Genomic DNA, 19333 nt, shown 5'->3' with positions numbered 1-19333 from the left:
GCCATGTTTGAAATCCACCCTGTTAAGAAAGTCTCGGTGGTTATTCCCGTTTATAACGAGCAGGAAAGCTTACCGGAATTAATCAGGCGCACCACCACAGCCTGTGAATCACTGGGGAAAGAGTATGAGATCCTGCTGATTGATGACGGCAGTAGCGATAATTCCGCGCATATGCTGGTCGAAGCCTCACAAGCGGAGAACAGCCATATTGTGTCTATTTTGCTTAACCGCAATTACGGGCAACATTCAGCGATTATGGCGGGATTCAGTCACGTTACTGGCGACTTAATTATTACCCTTGATGCCGATCTCCAGAATCCGCCAGAGGAGATCCCCCGCCTGGTGGCAAAAGCCGATGAAGGCTACGACGTGGTAGGAACTGTGCGTCAGAACCGCCAGGACAGCTGGTTTCGTAAAACGGCCTCGAAGATGATCAACCGACTTATTCAGCGCACCACCGGCAAAGCGATGGGTGACTACGGTTGTATGCTGCGCGCCTATCGCCGTCATATTGTCGATGCGATGTTGCACTGCCATGAACGCAGCACCTTTATCCCGATTCTGGCGAATATCTTCGCCCGCCGTGCCATTGAAATTCCAGTGCATCATGCCGAGCGTGAGTTTGGTGAATCCAAATACAGCTTTATGCGCCTGATTAATTTGATGTACGACCTGGTGACCTGCCTTACCACTACGCCGCTACGTATGCTGAGTCTGCTTGGCAGCATTATTGCGATTGGAGGTTTTAGCATTGCGGTGCTGCTGGTGATTTTACGCCTGACCTTCGGCCCCCAATGGGCGGCAGAAGGCGTCTTTATGCTATTTGCCGTGCTGTTTACTTTTATTGGCGCTCAGTTTATCGGCATGGGACTACTCGGTGAATATATCGGCAGGATCTACACCGATGTCCGCGCCCGCCCCCGCTATTTTGTTCAGCAAGTTATCCGTCCATCCAGCAAGGAAAATGAATAATGAAAACTGTCGTTTTTGCTTACCACGATATGGGATGCCTCGGTATTGAAGCCCTGCTGGCTGCCGGTTACGAAATTAGCGCTATTTTTACTCATAGTGATAATCCCGGTGAAAAAGCCTTTTATGGTTCGGTAGCTCGTCTGGCGGCGGAAAGAGGCATTCCGGTTTATGCGCCAGATAACGTTAATCATCCGCTGTGGGTGGAACGCATTGCCCAACTTTCACCTGATGTGATTTTTTCTTTTTATTATCGCCATCTTATTTGCGACGAAATTTTGCAGCTCGCCCCCGCAGGTGCATTTAATCTGCATGGTTCGCTGTTACCCAAATATCGTGGTCGCGCGCCGCTGAACTGGGTGCTGGTGAACGGTGAAACGGAAACTGGCGTGACATTGCACCGAATGGTGAAACGTGCCGATGCTGGGGCCATTGTGGCCCAATTGCGCATTGCCATTGCGCCAGACGATATCGCCATTACGCTGCATCATAAATTGTGCCATGCCGCGCGCCAGCTACTGGAGCAGACATTACCCGCCATTAAACACGGTAATATTCTGGAAATCGCCCAGCGCGAAAACGAAGCCACCTGTTTTGGTCGCAGAACGCCAGAAGACAGCTTCCTCGAGTGGCATAAACCGGCAGCAGTATTGCATAACATGGTGCGTGCCGTCGCCGATCCGTGGCCGGGTGCCTTCAGCTATGTTGGTAATCAAAAATTTACCGTCTGGTCGTCACGCGTGCATTCTCATGCGCCCGCAGCACAACCGGGGAGCGTGATTTCTGTTGCGCCACTGCTGATTGCCTGTGGCGATGGCGCGCTGGAAATCGTCACCGGACAGGCGGGAGACGGCATTACTATGCAAGGCTCGCAGTTAGCGCAGTCGCTGGGTCTGGTGCAAGGTTCACGCTTGAATAGCCAGCCTGCCTGCACCGCCCGACGCCGTACTCGGGTACTCATCCTCGGGGTGAATGGCTTTATTGGCAACCATCTGACAGAACGCCTGCTGCGCGAAGATCATTATGAAGTTTACGGTCTGGATATCGGCAGCGATGCGATAAGCCGTTTTCTGAATCATCCGCATTTTCACTTTGTCGAAGGCGATATCAGTATCCATTCCGAATGGATTGAATATCACGTCAAAAAATGTGATGTCGTCTTGCCGCTGGTGGCAATAGCCACGCCGATTGAATATACCCGCAACCCGCTGCGCGTCTTTGAACTCGATTTTGAAGAGAATCTACGCATTATCCGTTACTGCGTGAAGTACCGTAAGCGAATCATCTTCCCGTCGACTTCAGAAGTTTATGGGATGTGTAGCGATAAATACTTCGATGAAGACCATTCTAATTTAATCGTCGGCCCGGTGAATAAACCACGCTGGATTTATTCGGTGTCTAAACAATTACTTGATCGAGTGATCTGGGCCTATGGCGAAAAAGAGGGTTTACAGTTTACCCTCTTCCGCCCGTTTAACTGGATGGGACCACGACTGGATAACCTTAATGCAGCGCGAATTGGCAGCTCCCGCGCTATTACGCAACTCATTCTCAATCTGGTAGAAGGTTCACCGATTAAGCTGATTGATGGCGGAAAACAAAAACGCTGCTTTACTGATATTCGCGATGGTATCGAGGCGTTATACCGCATCATCGAAAATGCAGGCAATCGCTGCGACGGCGAAATTATCAATATTGGCAATCCTGATAACGAAGCGAGCATTGAGGAACTGGGCGAAATGCTGCTGGCGAGCTTCGAAAAACATCCGCTGCGCCATCACTTCCCACCATTTGCAGGCTTTCGTGTGGTCGAAAGTAGCAGTTACTACGGTAAAGGATATCAGGACGTAGAGCATCGTAAACCGAGCATCCGCAATGCCCGCCGTTGCCTGGACTGGGAACCGAAAATTGATATGCAGGAAACCATCGACGAAACGCTGGATTTTTTCCTGCGCACCGTCGATCTTACGGATAAACCATCATGACCAAAGTAGGCTTACGCATTGATGTCGATACCTTTCGTGGCACCCGTGAAGGCGTGCCACGTCTGCTGGAAATCTTGAGTAAGCATAATATTCAGGCCAGCATTTTTTTCAGCGTCGGCCCGGACAATATGGGCCGCCATCTCTGGCGACTGGTGAAGCCACAGTTTTTGTGGAAGATGCTGCGCTCAAACGCAGCATCGCTTTATGGCTGGGATATTTTGCTGGCGGGTACGGCATGGCCAGGAAAAGAGATTGGTCATGCCAATGCCGATATCATTCGAGAAGCGGCTAAACACCACGAAGTCGGCCTACACGCCTGGGATCATCACGCCTGGCAAGCCCATAGCGGTAACTGGGATCGGCAAACGATGACCGACGATATTGCACGCGGCCTTCGCACCCTGGAAGAAATTATCGGCCAACCGGTAACCTGCTCCGCAGCCGCTGGCTGGCGTGCCGACCAGCAGGTGATCGAAGCAAAAGAAGCGTTCCATTTGCGCTACAACAGCGATTGTCGTGGGGCGATGCCGTTTCGTCCATTGCTCGAATCAGGAAAACCCGGTACTGCGCAAATTCCGGTGACCTTACCCACCTGGGATGAAGTGATTGGTCGGGATGTGAAAGCAGAAGATTTTAACGGTTGGCTACTCAACCGCATCCTGCGAGATAAAGGCACGCCGGTTTATACCATTCATGCAGAAGTTGAAGGCTGCGCTTATCAGCATAATTTTGTGGATCTCCTGAAACGCGCAACCCAGGAAGGCGTGACATTTTGCCCTTTAAGCGAACTGTTATCAGGGACGTTGCCGCTCGGACAAGTTGTTCGCGGAAATATTGCCGGACGTGAAGGCTGGCTGGGTTGCCAACAAATTGCGGGTAGTCGCTGATGAAATCGGTACGTTACCTTATCGGCCTCTTCGCGTTTATTGCCTGCTATTACCTGTTACCGATCAGCACGCGTCTGCTCTGGCAACCAGATGAAACGCGTTATGCGGAAATCAGTCGGGAAATGCTGGCATCCGGCGACTGGATTGTGCCCCATATGTTAGGGCTACGTTATTTCGAAAAACCCATTGCCGGATACTGGATTAACAGTATTGGGCAATGGCTATTTGGCGCAAATAACTTTGGTGTGCGGGCAGGCGTTATCTTTGCGACCCTGTTAACTGCCGCGCTGGTGACCTGGTTTACCCTGCGCTTATGGCGCGATAAACGTCTGGCTCTACTCGCCGCAGTGATTTATCTCTCACTGTTTATTGTCTATGCCATTGGCACTTATGCCGTGCTCGATCCGTTTATTGCATTCTGGCTGGTGGCGGGAATGTGCAGCTTCTGGCTGGCAATGCAGGCACAGACGTGGAAAGGCAAAAGCGCGGGATTTTTACTGCTGGGAATCACCTGCGGCATGGGGGTGATGACCAAAGGTTTTCTCGCCCTTGCCGTGCCGGTATTAAGCGTGCTGCCATGGGTTGCAACGCAAAAACGCTGGAAAGATCTCTTTATTTACGGCTGGCTGGCGGTTATCAGTTGCGTACTGACGGTTCTCCCCTGGGGACTGGCGATAGCGCAGCGGGAGCCTGACTTCTGGCACTATTTTTTCTGGGTTGAGCATATTCAACGCTTTGCACTGGATGATGCCCAGCATAGAGCTCCGTTCTGGTACTACTTGCCGGTCATCATTGCCGGTAGCCTGCCGTGGCTGGGATTACTCCCCGGAGCACTGTACACAGGCTGGAAAAACCGCAAGCATTCCGCAACCGTCTATTTATTGAGCTGGGCGGTAATGCCGCTGCTGTTTTTCTCCGTTGCCAAAGGCAAATTGCCCACCTATATTCTTTCCTGCTTTGCACCTCTGGCAATGCTGATGGCGCATTACGCTTTGCTGGCAGCAAAAAATAATCCTCTGGCGTTGCGGATTAATGGCTGGATTAACATCGCTTTTGGCGTCACTGGCATTATTGCTACGTTTGTGGTCTCCCCCTGGGGACCTATGAGCACGCCGGTGTGGCAAACCTTCGAGAGCTATAAAGTCTTCTGTGCATGGTCGATTTTTTCGCTATGGGCATTTTTCGGCTGGTACACCTTAACAAACGTCGAAAAGACCTGGTCTTTTGCCGCACTTTGCCCGCTTGGGCTGGCGTTGCTGGTAGGATTTTCAATTCCTGACAGAGTCATGGAAGGAAAACATCCGCAATTTTTTGTCGAGACGACACAAGAATCACTGCAGCCAAGCCGCTATATTCTTACCGATAGCGTCGGCGTTGCTGCTGGTCTGGCATGGAGCCTGAGACGTGATGACATCATCATGTATCGCCAGACAGGGGAATTGAAATACGGCCTAAATTATCCGGATGCGAAAGGGAGATTTGTCAGCGGTGATGAGTTCGCAAACTGGCTTAATCAACATCGTCAGGAGGGGGTTATTACACTCGTGCTTTCGGTTGACCGCGATGAAGATATCAACAGTCTCGCCATTCCGCCCGCAGATGCCATCGATCGTCAGGAGCGTCTGGTGCTGATTCAGTATCGGCCCAAATGATCTGGCTAACATTAGTCTTTGCCAGCTTGCTTAGCGTTGCCGGGCAGTTGTGTCAGAAACAAGCAACCTGCTTTGTGGCGATAAACAAACGGCGCAAACATATCGTGCTGTGGCTGGGACTGGCGCTGGCTTGTCTTGGCCTTGCCATGGTGCTCTGGCTGCTGGTCTTGCAGAACGTACCGGTAGGCATTGCCTACCCGATGTTAAGTCTGAATTTTGTCTGGGTGACGCTGGCTGCAGTAAAACTGTGGCACGAGCCGGTATCACTGCGTCACTGGTGTGGGGTGGCGTTCATTATTGGCGGCATTGTGATCCTCGGGAGTACGGTGTAATGGGCCTGATGTGGGGATTATTCAGCGTCATTATTGCCTCAGCTGCGCAATTAAGCCTGGGTTATGCAGCGAGTCATCTACCGCCGATGACGCACTTATGGGATTTTATCGCGGCGCTGTTAGCTTTTGGCCTGGAGGCACGGATACTGTTGCTTGGGCTGCTGGGTTATCTGCTTTCCGTTTTTTGTTGGTACAAAACGCTACATAAACTTGCGTTAAGCAAAGCCTATGCCTTGCTCAGTATGAGCTATGTGCTGGTATGGATTGCATCAATGATACTTCCCGGCTGGGAAGGAACTTTTTCGCTGAAGGCACTACTGGGAGTTGCTTGTATTATGAGCGGGTTGATGTTGATTTTCCTGCCCACGACAAAACAACGTTACTGAGTGTTCCCTGCCGCTTTACACTGCCGTTCCCACTCATCGGGGCTGTAACTGCTTGCCGAGAGGACCTTCACCGTGTGCAGCTTTTCACGATTAATACAGTAAAGCGCATTCTGCAAAGGTGAGAGTAAATCCCCTACGTTCACGGCGAAGTCACTCTTCACTTCGGCGATCATTTTTATCGCGCCGCCAGCATCGCAGAGCATAAGTACATGTCTGTTATCTTGTTTATCGCAGCACGATTTTTTGACCAGCCATTCCATTGCATTATCCTGTTTGCTAAGAGTTTTCACATCAATTTACAGATTAACAGATAAACTCTTTATCAACGGCAATGGAATGGCAGAAATGAGAAGTGCAACGGATGGTTAATTATTGCTGGCGTTGCACCCACTCTTTTAGCGCCTGACGTGAAATCTTAATACCACCGTTTTTCAGTTCAGGTGGAAGCGTCAGCCAACGCACCGGTTGCTGAAAACGGGCCAGCTTATCTTTCACCCATTCGCCAAGATCAACGGTTTGCTGGTCATACTCCACCACCGCTACCGGTCGATGACCAAACTCCTTGTCCGCGACGGGGACGATAAACACCTGCAAAACCGCAGGATGTGCAGCAATAACACGCTCCACCTCTTCCGGCTGAATACCCTCGCCACCACTGAAGAATAGATTATCTAAGCGCCCGACAATGGTCAGTTTACCGTTATGCATCTCGCCGCGATCGCGCGTAGCGTACCAGCCTTCGTCATTGAGCAGCGGCACCAGTTGTCCGTTACGCCAGTAACCTTCTGCCATGCTGGCAGCCCGCAGCCACACTTCATCGTTAACGATTTTCACTTCCCGACCGGGCAGCGGCGAACCGACGTCCGCCAGACCGTCGGCTTCTTTCGCACACACCGTGGAAGCAAACTCGGTCAGACCATAGCCACAAAAGCAACGAATACCCTGCTCGCGCGCCTGTTCCGTCAACTCGACCGGGATCGCCGCGCCGCCAAGCAACACTGCTTTCAGGGAAACGGAACTGCGGTTAACCAGCAAACGCCAGAGCTGCGTCGGCACCAGCGATGCGTGAGTACAGCCTGCCAGCATGTGATCCAACGGCTGTTTATCACGTACCGTCATCCGCGCACCAGCGTATAACCAGCGCCACATAATTCCCTGACCGGAGACGTGAAACAGCGGTAAAGAGAGCAACCAGTCATCGTGCTCGCCAAACGGTATCAGCGATAACACACCTTGCGCACTGGCAAGATGGGCCTGATAAGTATGAACAGCGGCTTTCGGCAAACCGGTAGAGCCGGAGGTCAACGTCATTGAGCACAGACGCGTCGGCTGCCACGCAGCGGCATGTACGCCTTCAACCTGCTGAATATGCAGCGACGTTAACGCCGAAAATGTGTTTTCCCCTTCCGGCACAAGTGCAAATTGCAGCGTCAGATTGGGCAACAATTCCTCAAGCAACGGTTGCGGCAACTGTGGATTCACGGGCAGCACCCGCGCTCCGCATTGCAGTAGCGCCAGCCAGGAGAGCAGCGTTTGCGGCGTATTCCACGCCCGCAACATCACGCCGCTGCCCTCAACCACGCCCTGCGCCGCAAAGCCTGAGGCTAATTCATCGACATGAACACAAAGCTCGCGCCAGTTGAGTTGCTCATCATTGAGACGTAAGGCGATGGCTTCTCCCCGCACTTGCCGCCAATGACGCCACGGCCAGTCAGAGAAGATCATAACAACCGCTCCAGTGCATCAACGTCGACAAAAGGCAGCGTGCTACCCGGCCAGCGACGAACCTGCTGCGCCTGCATCAGATCCAGCGTGTCCAGCCCCGGAATGGTGTCTGGTGTTAACCAGGCAGCAATCCGCGCCAGTTGCGTTAAGCCTAAGCTCGACTCAATAGATGAACTGATCACCGCCGTCAGCCCCAGCGCGTGCGCCGCCTGCACCTGCTCACGTACTTTCTCCAGGCTGCCCGTGAGCGTGGGTTTGATAACTACCGCGCGCACGCCCTGTTCAGCGACAAAGGCAAAATCCGGCTCGCGCAAGCTTTCATCCCAGGCAATGGCAATGCCGGTTTCACGGGCAAACGCTCGCGAATCATCGCGGGTTTTGCACGGCTCTTCGAGAAACGCGATGCGGTGGCGATAATCCGGGTTAACGTATTTGGCAAACTGCTGGCCTTTCAGCGGTGTCCAGGCGCGATTCGCGTCAAGACGCAAATGCAGATCCGGAATTGCCTCCAGCAACAGATTGACCACCATGCCGTCGCGCACGGCTTCGTACAATCCCACTTTGACCTTCGCCACTTTCTCACCTGGCATATCGGCAAGTTTGAGGATCAGATCGTCAGGATCGCCATTACACAGCGGCGCAGCACGATAATTGGCTGCCTGCGGGAGCGTGTCTGCCAGCTCCGCCAATGCACAGCTTACGCCAAAGGCGACGGAAGGCATTTGCGGTAGCTCGCTATCACCTGCCAGCCAGTTATTTACCCAGGCAAGCAGCACGCTTTGTGCCTCTTCCCATGTTTCCTGGCTGAAGCCCGGTAGTGGGGAGATCTCCCCCCACCCTTCGCGCTCGCCCTCACGCAGGCAAACATACAGCCCGTCGCGGGTTTTTAACCGCCTGTCGCGCAGAACCACCCCCGCGTCCATGGGGATCTGCCAGCGGTATACCTGCGCGCTACGCATTACGGATTCCGTTTAAATTTGCTGAAGTCAGGCTGACGTTTCTGGTTGAAGGCGTTGCGACCTTCCTGACCTTCTTCCGTCATGTAGAACAGCATGGTGGCGTTGCCCGCCAGTTCCTGCAGACCCGCCTGACCGTCACAGTCAGCGTTCAGCGCAGCTTTCAGGCAACGCAGCGCCATCGGGCTGTTTTGCAGCATTTCGCGGCACCAACGCACGGTTTCTTTTTCCAGATCTGCCAGCGGCACAACGGTGTTCACAAGGCCCATATCCAGCGCTTGTTTCGCGTCGTACTGACGGCACAGGAACCAGATTTCACGCGCTTTTTTCTGCCCAACAATGCGCGCCATATAGGAAGCGCCCCAGCCGCCATCGAAGGAACCGACTTTCGGGCCAGTCTGACCGAAGATGGCGTTTTCCGCCGCGATGGTCAGGTCGCACATCATGTGCAGAACGTGACCGCCGCCGATGGAGTAACCTGCTACCATCGCGACAACCGGTTTCGGACAGGTACGGATCTGACGCTGGAAGTCCAGCACATTCAGATGATGTACGCCGGAATCATCTTTATAGCCGCCGTAATCGCCACGCACTTTCTGGTCGCCACCAGAGCAGAACGCTTTATCGCCTGCACCAGTCAGAATGATCACGCCGATGTTGTCGTCATAACGCGCATCTGCCAGTGCCTGGATCATCTCTTTGACCGTCAGTGGACGGAAGGCATTGCGCACCTGCGGACGATTAATGGTGATTTTTGCGATACCGTCGGTGGATTTTTCATAACGAATGTCCTCGAAACCTTCGGAGCAGTCGTGCCATTCAACCGGTGCGTAAAGCATTGCTTCATCAGGATAAATCATATTGTGTCCTTTAGTCAGAAACGCAAGATCTGCGCCAGACTTGCGATTACGCCAGCGGGATTTTCCCGGTGCGCGTTATGTCCGGCGCGAGGAATGACATGGCAATTGGCAGCCAGTTCCGCCGCCAGAGCGCGGAATTTGCTGTCACGTTCACCACATAAATAATAAAACGCAAATGTGCGGGCGCTAAGGTTAGCACGTAAATCAGGCTGGACGGCGAGAGAAGTGGCCTCCAGCATAGTAGCAAGCGTTACACCGTTATTGTGGCTACGCAGCGCCACCAGCTCCCGGCGTTGATCGTCATTGAGCGAGGCAAAGACAGGCTGTTGATACCAGTCGGCAAATACCGCCGTTAATGGTTCTGTGCGAAAACGCTGCGCCCATTGGCGATCGGAAAGCAGACGTTCCGTGCGTTGTTCAGCACTTTGCAATCCCGGATGCCCGCCTTCGACCACAACCCCACTCAGCCCCGGCATCCCCTGACAAGCCGCTATCATCGCCACCCGTCCGCCAAGCGAGTACCCCACCAGCCAGAAGTTAAGGATGTTGTAACTAATCAGAGTTTTACGCAGTAAGCCGGTGACATCATCAAATCCATCGACGCTAATTGCTGCCGAACCACCGTGACCTGGGAGATCAACATACAACCGCGAGTAGTCGGCAAACGCCTCGCCCACTTCTTGCCATTCATGGCAATCGCCGGAAAAACCGTGCAAAAACACCAGCCAGGGTAAACCTGGTTTGCCGTGTTTTGCCTGCGCGTGCAGGATCATAAATGGCTTACCTGCGCCAGCAGTTGCTGGAGGGTTTGCGCACCATCGGTGTCGTTAACCACCATTTCAATTACCGTGGTGGTCGGCGTGCGCCAGGCGTCGGCAAGTGCCTTTTCAAGCTCCTGCCAGTTTTGCGGACGATGATATTTCAGCTCAAACATCGCGGCGGCGTGCTCAAAATGGACGTTTTGCGGCATCAGATAGAAACGCTCGCGCTCGCTTTTCGGCGTTGGCAACAGCGAAAAAATTTGCCCGCCGTTGTTGTTCACCACAATTAATACCAGCGGCGCGGAAACCTGGCGCAATAATGCCAGCGCGTTGAGATCGTAAAGTGCGGAGAGATCGCCTACTATCGCCAGCGTCGGTTTGCCGCTTGCCCGCTGTACGCCTGCGGCGGTCGAAAGCAGTCCGTCGATACCGCTGGCCCCACGATTGCTGTACACCGGGTAACCTGCCGGAAGTTGCGAAAGCGCATCAATCAGACGTACCACCAGGCTGTTGCCAACAAACAGTTGCCCCTGTTCCGGCAAATAGTCGCTGATGCGATGCGCCAGTTGCGCTTCGCCAAACGCATCGCGACGGGCAATAACCGCCTGCATTGCCTGTTCCGCCAGGCGCGGGATTTCAACGCACCAGGGCTGGCGTTTTTCTGCCGGATGCAGCTCCAGCCAGTCGGCAATATTGGCAATTAAGCGGCGTCCGCGATGGTGTGCCGGATCAAGTCGCCCTTCAATGTCATCAACAATCCAGTACTCTTCTGGTTCACAGCTTGCCTGCCATTGCAGGAGCCGTTTGCCCGTCAGGCTGCTGCCCAGTTGCACCACAATCTGCGCCTGTTGCAGTTCGCTTGTCGCTTTGGCATTGCCTAACCAGAGATCGGCACACGGCAGCGGCTGTCCGGTTTGCGACAGGACGTCGCCAATCAGCGGCCAGCCAAGAGTTTGCGCCCACAGAGCAACTTTTTTGCCCTCTTCCGCACTCATGCGACCAGCAACTACCACGCCGCGCTTTTGTCGCCAGAAGAACCAGTCACGCTGTTTTTCACTTTCCAGACGAGGCGCTTCACGCAGCCACGGTTTATCGTCCTGCCACCAGTCGCCAAGACGCTGTTGCCAACTAAGCCCGAAGTCGTCCATCTCGCCATATAGCGGTTCAGCAAACGGGCAGTTGATATGGACTCCTCCAGCATGAAGCGTACCAAGGGCGTGGTCGATAGTAGAGACCAGCCAACGGGCAGAAATATCCTGCGTCGGGCGCGGCAGTGAAATGCTATGCGTAGGATGAGAGGCGAACATTCCCGGCTGACGAATCGCCTGATTCGCGCCGCAGTCAATGAGCTCCGGCGGGCGATCGGCGGTTAACAGGATCAGTTTTTCTCCGGTTAACCCAGCTTCTATTAGTGCCGGATAGAGATTTGCTACCGCCGTGCCGGAGGTCACAATCACCGCCACCGGCTGCTTGCTGACTTTCGCCAGCCCCAGCGCCAGATGCCCCAGTCCACGCTCATCAAAATGGGTGTGGTGAATAAAGGCGGAATTCTCCGCCGCTGCTAACGTTAACGGTGTAGAACGCGAGCCAGGGGCGATACAAATGTGTCTGACGCCGTGACGCGTTAATGCTTCCAGAATGACCGCCGCCCAGCGTCGGTTAAATGCGCTTACTGACATGAGTTTGTCCGGTATCAATATTGCGGCTAAGTATAAGGAGCTACAAAAATAGATTATTGATATGAATCGGTAATGATGCGACTCATTACTCTTCCATTTTTAATAAAGTACGCAGCCCTGCCGCTTTGTTGTCGATTTCCTGCCACTCTTGCTCGGGGTCGGAGCCACGGACAATGCCCGCGCCAGCATATAACCGCACGACATTGCCGCTAATTTTTGCTGAGCGCAGGGAAACGCAGAATTCGCTTTGTTGTAACGAAAGATAGCCCGCGGAACCGGCATACCATTCACGGGTGAACGGTTCGTGACGGGCGATAAACTGCCGCGCCAGGTCACGCGGTAAGCCCGCAACCGCGGCCGTTGGCTGCAACTGATGTAAACAGATCACATCATCCGCTTTGTTGAGTGAAGTCCAGATACAGCGGCGCAGATGCTGCACTTTACGCAGACGCAGTACCTGCGGCGGTAAAACATCCAGCGTCTGGGTATCGGCCTGCAATCGTTGGCAAATATCTTCCACCACCAGCATGTTCTCGCGCTGGTTTTTATCATCCGCCATCAGCCACTCGCCCAACTGCTGCGCCTGCTTATCATCAGGATGATTTGCTACCGTTCCCGCCAGCGCTTCAGTACGCAGCGCTTTGGCACGCCGCCGCCATAGCCGCTCAGGAGACGACCCCAGAAACGCGGTCTCGCCATCAAAGGCCATAAAGAAATGATAGCAGTTCAGATTGAGCCGACGGCTGGCTGCCATCATCGCCGCTGCGTTAACCGGGCTTGCAAAATGCAGGTCGGTCGCCCGTGCAAGAACGACTTTGTCGAGTTCACCTTCGGTGATGGTTTGCGTTGCCAGTTCGATTAATTGCGTCCAGCCCGTTTTGTCCGGCCAGTGTTGTTCTCGCGTGGTGGTTAAATGTAACCCTGGCAGGGACTTGATACTCACCAGTGTGGCGATAAATTCTTTTGCCTTTATCGCATCGTGCTGAAGGGAGCTTTCGCTGAATAGCGTCAGCCGCAGCGTGGCTTTACCGCCACAGCGTCGCCATTCCAGTCGTGGTAAAAGTAAATTGCCCTGCGACGGGTCAAACGCATTCAGCCCCCAGATGCGTAAGTCGGCATGTTCCGGGTGCTGGCGAAGAAAACGTTGTGCCTGGTCCAACGACGTAAAACAGGTAATCGCGCCCAGGACGGCAGCTTCTTCATCACCATTACGTTGTTGCCAGTAGAATTGCGGATACGTTTGCTGACTGGCCAGCCAGCTCAAGGCATCAAAAGCATCTTTGAGAGGGAAAGGAGTATCAATAACCCGAATGCCGGGTGTCGCTGGAATCTCTTGCGACAAAAGGCGCAGTAGATTTTCCAGCGCCGTAGTGAGTGATTGCACGCGGACCTCTCCCTGTTAAAAGCCTCACATTATACGGGGTACTACAAAAAAAATGCAGTACCCCGGTGTAGGGAGGTTTTAACGGCGTGCCAGCAACAGTCCTAATACCAGCCCAACGGCCGCGCCCACCCCAATTCCTTGCCAGGGTTTTTCGTGGACGTAGTCATCAGCACGATAAACAGCCTGCTTCGCCCGATAGTAATAACTGTCTGAAGCCTGGCTAACCCGTTTTTTCACATCATCCAGCGCTTTTTCTGCACGCGCTTTCAGCTCAACATATTTCTGATCGGCGGGATCGCCAGAGGAGCGGAGCACCTCTTCCAGTGTTTCACTAAGCAGCGTCAGGTCGTCATCGATACGTGTATCACCAAACTGATTAGACATTCTCGTTCTCCATTTGCGTAAAACCTGTCACTAACTATAGACAATGGTTATTGATTACGCCTGAATTACCTCGCGTGCCATCCCAATGTGTGGGATACCATCTTCTTCATAGACTTCCGTCACAGGGATAAAGCCAAAACTTTGGTAGAAATTTTGCAGATGCGCCTGCGCCCCGAGGTAAACAGGCTTATCAGGCCAGTAATGCGCGCATGTTTCGAGTGTTTTACTCATCAGCTGCTGCCCCACTTTTTCGCCACGCAACGCTTTACTGACAATCACCCGACCTATAACGACCGGCTCAAGATCATCATCACTTTTCAGAATCCTCGCATACGCCACCAGTTCATCATTTTTCCAACCGAGAATATGGCGATTATCCCCCGTCAAATCATCACCATCGATATCCTGATAAGGGCAATTCTGCTCGACAACAAACACCGCGCAACGCAGTTGTAATAAGGCATAAAGCTGGGAAACCGATAATTCAGAGTGATGCAGATCTTGCCATTCAATCATAATGCTCTCCTTTTAGATGTATGCCTTATACTAGCCGGAATATTTTTTGAAACGTGATGAACTCATGGAATTAATTTTTTTAGGTACTTCAGCCGGTGTGCCAACCCGTACGCGCAATGTCACGGCAATATTGCTTAACCTGCAACATCCGACCCGGAGCGGTCTTTGGTTGTTTGACTGCGGTGAAGGCACCCAGCATCAGCTACTGCATACCGCCTTTAACCCTGGAAAACTGGACAAGATTTTTATCAGTCACCTTCATGGCGATCATCTCTTTGGTTTACCCGGCTTGCTGTGCAGTCGTTCTATGTCTGGTATTGTCCAACCCTTAACGATTTATGGTCCGCAAGGTCTCCGTGAATTTGTGGAGACTGCGCTGCGGATTAGCGGCTCATGGACCGATTATCCGCTGGAAATTGTCGAAATTGGCGCTGGCGAAATTTTCGATGATGGCCTGCGCAAAGTAACCGCTTATCCGCTGGAACACCCACTGGAATGTTATGGCTATCGTATTGAAGAACATGATAAACCGGGTGCATTAAATGCCCAGGCATTAAAAGCTGCTGGCGTGCCGCCTGGCCCACTGTTTCAGGCATTAAAAGCGGGCAAAACAATCACGCTGGAAGATGGAAGGCAGATTAACGGCGCAGATTACTTAGCTGCTCCAGTGCCAGGTAAAGCGCTCGCTATTTTCGGCGATACCGGCCCCTGCGATGCCGCACTTGACCTGGCTAAAGGTGTCGATGTCATGGTGCACGAAGCGACGCTGGATATAACCATGGAAGCCAAAGCCAATAGTCGCGGTCATAGCTCTACACGCCAGGCTGCGACACTGGCCCGTGAGGCTGGAGTCGGTAAGCTAATCATTACCCACGTCAGCTCGCGCTATGATGACAAAGGTTGTCAGCACCTGTTACGTGAATGCAGGTCAATTTTCCCGGCGACTGAACTGGCGAATGATTTCACTGTGTTTAACGTTTAACTCTGCCTATTATTAAAAACAGGGCGAAACTTGCCCTGTTATCGTAACCCGCGCTACATATATCCACCCACACGGGCATATTGAGCGATTTTTGATATTTATTCATCTCCTTACGCACTATATTCAGAGCAATAAGTTGCCTCTTTTTATCTTCATTCAACACAACCTTTGCAACTAAAAGGAGCCTATGATGGTTACAGTTGTCAGCAATTATTGTCAATTATCTCAAACCCAACTCAGTCAGACATTTGCAGAAAAATTTACTGTGACCGATGAATTACTGCAGTCTTTAAAAAAAACAGCGTTATCCGGAGATGAAGAAAGTATTGAGTTACTGCATAACATTGCGTTAGGTTATGATGAATTTGGAAAAAAAGCTGAAGATATTCTTTACCATATTGTTAGAAACCCAACAAATGAAACCCTATCGATTATCCGACTTATCAAAAATGCCTGTTTAAAATTATATAATTTGGCACATACCGCAACCAACTCCCCCCTTAAACCAGCTGGTCCGGATAATTCAGATGATCTCCTGTTCAAAAAGCTATTCTCCCCGTCAAAATTAATGACAATTATCGGTGATGATATTCCTCTTATATCTGAAAAACAGTCGCTTTCAAAGGTACTTTTAAATGATAAGAATAATGAACTGAGCGATGGTACAAACTTCTGGGATAAAAACCGTCAATTAACCACAGATGAAATAGATTGCTATCTTCAGAAGATCGCCGCTAATGCAAAAAATACTCAAGTCAATTATCCTACTGGTCTCTACCTTCCCGATTCCAACAGCACTTACCTGGAAATCGCTCTCAATGATAATATTAAGAGCGATCCATCATGGCCGAAAGAAGTCCAGTTATTCCCCATAAATACTGGCGGACACTGGATATTAGTTTCGCTACAAAAAATAGTTAATGAAAAAAATAACACACAACAAATAAAATGCGTCATATTCAACTCATTACGTGCACTAGGCCATGATAAAGAAAATTCACTTAAGCGTGTCATTAATAGTTTCAATTCTAAATTCATGGGAGAAATGCCGAATAATAAGAATATAACAGATCATTTAACTGAACAAGAGATAACATTTTTACATGCCGATCTTCAGCAATACTTAAGCCAAAGTTGCGGTGCATTTGTGTGCATGGCAGCCAAAGAAGTAATTGAACAAAGGGAAAGCAATTCTGACAGCGCTCCCTATACGTTATTAAAAAACTATGCTGACAGATTTAAAAAATATTCAGCAGAAGAGCAGTACGAAATTGATTTTCAACATCGACTGGTCAACAGAAATTTTTATTTGGATAAATATAGCGATGCAAATATCAATGATTATTATAGAGACTTAGAAATAAAACACTCACAACCCCAAAATAGAGCATCAGGCAAAAGAGTAAGTTAACATCATTGTTAGTCAATTCGACCAGTCAGCAAATATGCTGACTGATCGAACATAGTTTGCTAAAAAGTCATCACGGACCGATGTCAGTCACACCATCCGCCAGTTCAATCTACGGGTATTTCCAGCGTATCGCGGCACGCGATTGCTGGTCTGTTGATGTAGTGGATTGTAGTTGCTGACTTTTCTTACCCTCAGATTTCTGCCCCCTGTCAATTCAATCTACCAATAAATAACATAATTATTTTTTATTTCTCATATGAATTCCTTTTTAAAATAGCGAACCCACTGAAAAAATACTTTTTGTATATTACTACCAACCGTAATAAAATAAACGCTCATAACTCATTAAAATAATAATGAAATAACGCCCTTTATTGATAATTTACATATGAAAAAAATAACACCTCTTTGTTTTATATCATTACTACTATCACTTCCTTTTATTATTTTTTATCAACCCTGGGTCAATGCATTACCGCCAACGCCCCGACACGCAAGTCCTGAGCAATTAGAAAAAACAGTTCGCTATCTTACACAAACTGTGCATCCACGTAGTGCCGACAATATTGATAATCTGAAAAGGTCCGCAGAGTATATAAAAGAGGTCTTTATCAGTAGCGGTGCCAGAGTTACCACGCAGGACGTCCCCATTACGGATGGCCCCTACAAAAATATTGTAGCTGATTATGGTCCTGCCAATGGACCGCTGATTATTATTGGTGCGCACTATGACTCTGCCAGCAGTTTTGAAAACGATCAATTAACCTATACGCCTGGCGCGGATGATAACGCCAGCGGCGTAGCAGGATTACTTGAACTGGCACGTTTATTACAGCAGCAAGCGCCGAAAACAGGCGTGCAGCTGGTCTCCTATGCGTCGGAAGAACCGCCCTTCTTTCGTAGCGATGAAATGGGGAGCGCGATACATGCAGCTTCGCTTGAGCGTCCAGTGAAATTAATGATAGCGCTGGAGATGATTGGCTATTACGACTCTGCGCCTGGAAGCCAGGATTATCCTTACCCGGCAATGTCCTGGCTTTATCCCGATCGGGGAGATTTTATTGCCGTGGTCGGCAGAATGCAGGATATCAACGCCGTTCGTCAGCTAAAAGCGGCATTGTTGTCATCTCAGGATTTATCTGTTTATTCTATGAATGCCCCAGGGTTTATTCCCGGTATTGATTTCTCTGATCACCTTAATTATTAGCAACACGATATTCCCGCCGTAATGATTACCGACACCGCTTTTTATCGTAATAAACAATACCACTTGCCCGGTGATACCGCAGACAGATTGAATTATCAGAAAATGGCTCAGGTAGTGGATGGGGTTATAACTTTGTTATACAACAGTAAATAATAAAAATTTCTCGAGGCGGGTCCAGAAAAAGCGACATGTACATTTTATTTTCCCTCGTCTGTTTTAAGATGCGAAACATGAAATTCAACGGAGGAAAATAAAATGGGAATGATTGGCTATTTTGCAGAAATTGACTCAGAAAAGATTAACCAACTTCTTGAGTCTACTCAAAAACCTTTGATGGATAATATACATGACACGCTTTCAGGATTACGCCGACTGGATATTGATAAACGCTGGGATTTTTTACACTTTGGGCTGACAGGCACCTCTGCTTTTGATCCCGCGAAGAATGATCCGCTGAGTCGTGCCGTGCTTGGTGAACACAGCCTCGAAGATGGCATAGATGGATTCCTAGGATTGACCTGGAATCAGGAGTTAGCCGCGACAATCGATCGCCTGGAATCACTGGATCGAAGTGAGCTGCGTAAACAGTTTTCCATTAAACGACTCAATGAAATGGAGATTTACCCTGGTGTGACTTTTTCAGAAGAGTTAGAGGGGCAACTCTTTGCTTCGATCATGCTGGATATGGAAAAGCTGATTAGTGCGTATCGACGTATGCTGCGACAGGGGAATCATGCGCTGACGGTTATTGTTGGGTGATGGGGTCAGGGCACCAAAAAAAACCGCCGAACATGTCGGCGGCTTTCTGACTTACGAACTGACAGCTTACATCAGCGGCATGGCTAACCGCACAATGCTAATCAGCGGTTGTGGCCATACACCCAGCACCAGTACCAACAGTGCAGAGATCAGCACCACGATACCGCCCGCGCTGTACTGCCAGTTTGATGGTGCATCGCGACCCGGTTGTTCCGGGGCGTGCAGGTATAAGCTCACCGCTACGCGCAGGTAGTAGTAGAGGCCGATTGCCGAACCGACAACCACCGCACCCACCAGCCACCACAAGTGTGCCTGGACACCGACCGCCAGCACATAGAACTTACCGATAAAGCCCAGCGTCATTGGGATACCCGCCAGTGACAGCATCATCACCGTCATCACTGCCGCGAGGATCGGACGATGCCAGAACAGACCGCGGTAAGAGAACAGGGAATCAGCATCCGGGCCACGGTACGGGCTGGACATCAGGCTGACTAC

General features: G+C 50.9%; 19 protein-coding genes and 1 pseudogene. 10 read left to right on the top strand and 10 right to left on the bottom strand.

The window, feature by feature from the left end:
• Positions 1–3: 3 nt before the first annotated feature.
• From arnC to arnF, 6 genes are read left to right on the top strand one after another with little or no spacing between them, the layout of a single operon-like run.
• Positions 4–972 (top strand): undecaprenyl-phosphate 4-deoxy-4-formamido-L-arabinose transferase, encoded by a 969-nt coding sequence (gene arnC, locus ATB02_RS10770; protein WP_000461657.1) that lies wholly within the window; start codon positions 4–6, stop codon positions 970–972.
• Positions 972–2954: a bifunctional UDP-4-amino-4-deoxy-L-arabinose formyltransferase/UDP-glucuronic acid oxidase ArnA gene (gene arnA, locus ATB02_RS10765; RefSeq protein WP_105271551.1), complete on the top strand. Its 1983-nt coding sequence runs from the start codon at positions 972–974 to the stop codon at positions 2952–2954. Before arnC ends, arnA begins: the two co-directional genes overlap by 1 nt.
• Positions 2951–3841, top strand: a complete 891-nt coding sequence (gene arnD / locus ATB02_RS10760) for a 4-deoxy-4-formamido-L-arabinose-phosphoundecaprenol deformylase (RefSeq protein WP_105271550.1) — start codon at positions 2951–2953, stop codon at positions 3839–3841. The genes arnA and arnD overlap by 4 nt, the downstream gene beginning before the upstream one ends.
• Positions 3841–5493 (top strand): lipid IV(A) 4-amino-4-deoxy-L-arabinosyltransferase, encoded by a 1653-nt coding sequence (gene arnT, locus ATB02_RS10755; RefSeq protein ID WP_105271549.1) that lies wholly within the window; start codon positions 3841–3843, stop codon positions 5491–5493. Before arnD ends, arnT begins: the two co-directional genes overlap by 1 nt.
• Complete coding sequence (gene arnE, locus ATB02_RS10750; protein ID WP_000638030.1) at positions 5490–5825, top strand: 4-amino-4-deoxy-L-arabinose-phosphoundecaprenol flippase subunit ArnE; 336 nt, start codon at positions 5490–5492, stop codon at positions 5823–5825. The genes arnT and arnE overlap by 4 nt, the downstream gene beginning before the upstream one ends.
• Positions 5825–6211, top strand: coding sequence for a 4-amino-4-deoxy-L-arabinose-phosphoundecaprenol flippase subunit ArnF (arnF, locus tag ATB02_RS10745; protein WP_105271548.1), 387 nt, complete (start codon positions 5825–5827; stop codon positions 6209–6211). The genes arnE and arnF overlap by 1 nt, the downstream gene beginning before the upstream one ends.
• Here the strand turns inward: arnF and pmrD are convergent.
• The 9 genes from pmrD to ATB02_RS10700 all read right to left on the bottom strand — a co-directional run bounded on the left by pmrD (position 6205) and on the right by ATB02_RS10700 (position 14476).
• Positions 6205–6471 carry a signal transduction protein PmrD gene (pmrD, locus tag ATB02_RS10740; protein ID WP_105271597.1) on the bottom strand — a complete coding sequence of 89 codons (267 nt, stop codon included), beginning with the start codon at positions 6469–6471 and terminating at the stop codon, positions 6205–6207. The two genes, arnF and pmrD, sit on opposite strands and share 7 nt — an antisense overlap.
• Before the next feature lie 109 nt (positions 6472–6580).
• Positions 6581–7936, bottom strand: coding sequence for an o-succinylbenzoate--CoA ligase (gene menE / locus ATB02_RS10735; RefSeq protein ID WP_105271547.1), 1356 nt, complete (start codon positions 7934–7936; stop codon positions 6581–6583).
• Positions 7933–8895, bottom strand: a complete 963-nt coding sequence (gene menC, locus ATB02_RS10730; RefSeq protein WP_105271546.1) for an o-succinylbenzoate synthase — start codon at positions 8893–8895, stop codon at positions 7933–7935. The genes menE and menC overlap by 4 nt, the downstream gene beginning before the upstream one ends.
• A complete protein-coding gene (menB, locus tag ATB02_RS10725) occupies positions 8895–9752 on the bottom strand; it encodes a 1,4-dihydroxy-2-naphthoyl-CoA synthase (protein ID WP_000640000.1) in 858 nt (285 codons plus the stop codon). The genes menC and menB overlap by 1 nt, the downstream gene beginning before the upstream one ends.
• A 14-nt stretch (positions 9753–9766) precedes the next feature.
• Positions 9767–10525 (bottom strand): 2-succinyl-6-hydroxy-2,4-cyclohexadiene-1-carboxylate synthase, encoded by a 759-nt coding sequence (menH, locus tag ATB02_RS10720; protein WP_105271545.1) that lies wholly within the window; start codon positions 10523–10525, stop codon positions 9767–9769.
• Positions 10522–12192: a 2-succinyl-5-enolpyruvyl-6-hydroxy-3-cyclohexene-1-carboxylic-acid synthase gene (menD, locus tag ATB02_RS10715; RefSeq protein WP_105271544.1), complete on the bottom strand. Its 1671-nt coding sequence runs from the start codon at positions 12190–12192 to the stop codon at positions 10522–10524. The genes menH and menD overlap by 4 nt, the downstream gene beginning before the upstream one ends.
• Positions 12193–12277: 85 nt before the next feature.
• Entirely contained in the window at positions 12278–13576 is a 1299-nt protein-coding gene (gene menF, locus ATB02_RS10710; protein ID WP_105271543.1) for an isochorismate synthase MenF, read from the bottom strand.
• Between the two features lie 78 nt (positions 13577–13654).
• Complete coding sequence (gene elaB / locus ATB02_RS10705) at positions 13655–13960, bottom strand: stress response protein ElaB (RefSeq protein WP_000070621.1); 306 nt, start codon at positions 13958–13960, stop codon at positions 13655–13657.
• Positions 13961–14014: 54 nt separating this feature from the next.
• A complete protein-coding gene (locus tag ATB02_RS10700) occupies positions 14015–14476 on the bottom strand; it encodes a GNAT family N-acetyltransferase (RefSeq protein WP_105271542.1) in 462 nt (153 codons plus the stop codon).
• 64 nt (positions 14477–14540) lie between these two features.
• On the opposite strand from ATB02_RS10700, the gene rbn reads away from it, so the two are divergent.
• The 4 genes and pseudogenes from rbn to ATB02_RS10680 all read left to right on the top strand — a co-directional run bounded on the left by rbn (position 14541) and on the right by ATB02_RS10680 (position 18835).
• Positions 14541–15458, top strand: a complete 918-nt coding sequence (rbn, locus tag ATB02_RS10695; protein WP_032184809.1) for a ribonuclease BN — start codon at positions 14541–14543, stop codon at positions 15456–15458.
• 187 nt (positions 15459–15645) lie between these two features.
• Positions 15646–16869 carry an ElaD/SseL family deubiquitinase gene (locus tag ATB02_RS10690; RefSeq protein WP_105271541.1) on the top strand — a complete coding sequence of 408 codons (1224 nt, stop codon included), beginning with the start codon at positions 15646–15648 and terminating at the stop codon, positions 16867–16869.
• A 388-nt stretch (positions 16870–17257) separates the two neighbouring features.
• A pseudogene (locus ATB02_RS10685) lies at positions 17258–18229 on the top strand (M28 family metallopeptidase).
• A gap of 102 nt (positions 18230–18331) precedes the next feature.
• Positions 18332–18835, top strand: coding sequence for a YfbM family protein (locus ATB02_RS10680; RefSeq protein ID WP_000525377.1), 504 nt, complete (start codon positions 18332–18334; stop codon positions 18833–18835).
• A 66-nt stretch (positions 18836–18901) separates the two neighbouring features.
• Here the strand turns inward: ATB02_RS10680 and ATB02_RS10675 are convergent.
• Positions 18902–19333: proton-conducting transporter transmembrane domain-containing protein (locus tag ATB02_RS10675; protein ID WP_274540900.1), on the bottom strand; the 432-nt coding region annotated here is incomplete at its 5' end.

This window comes from Escherichia sp. MOD1-EC5189, assembly GCF_002966045.1.
GTDB lineage: Bacteria > Pseudomonadota > Gammaproteobacteria > Enterobacterales > Enterobacteriaceae > Escherichia > Escherichia coli_F.
This window is presented reverse-complemented; position numbering and strand designations above follow the sequence as displayed.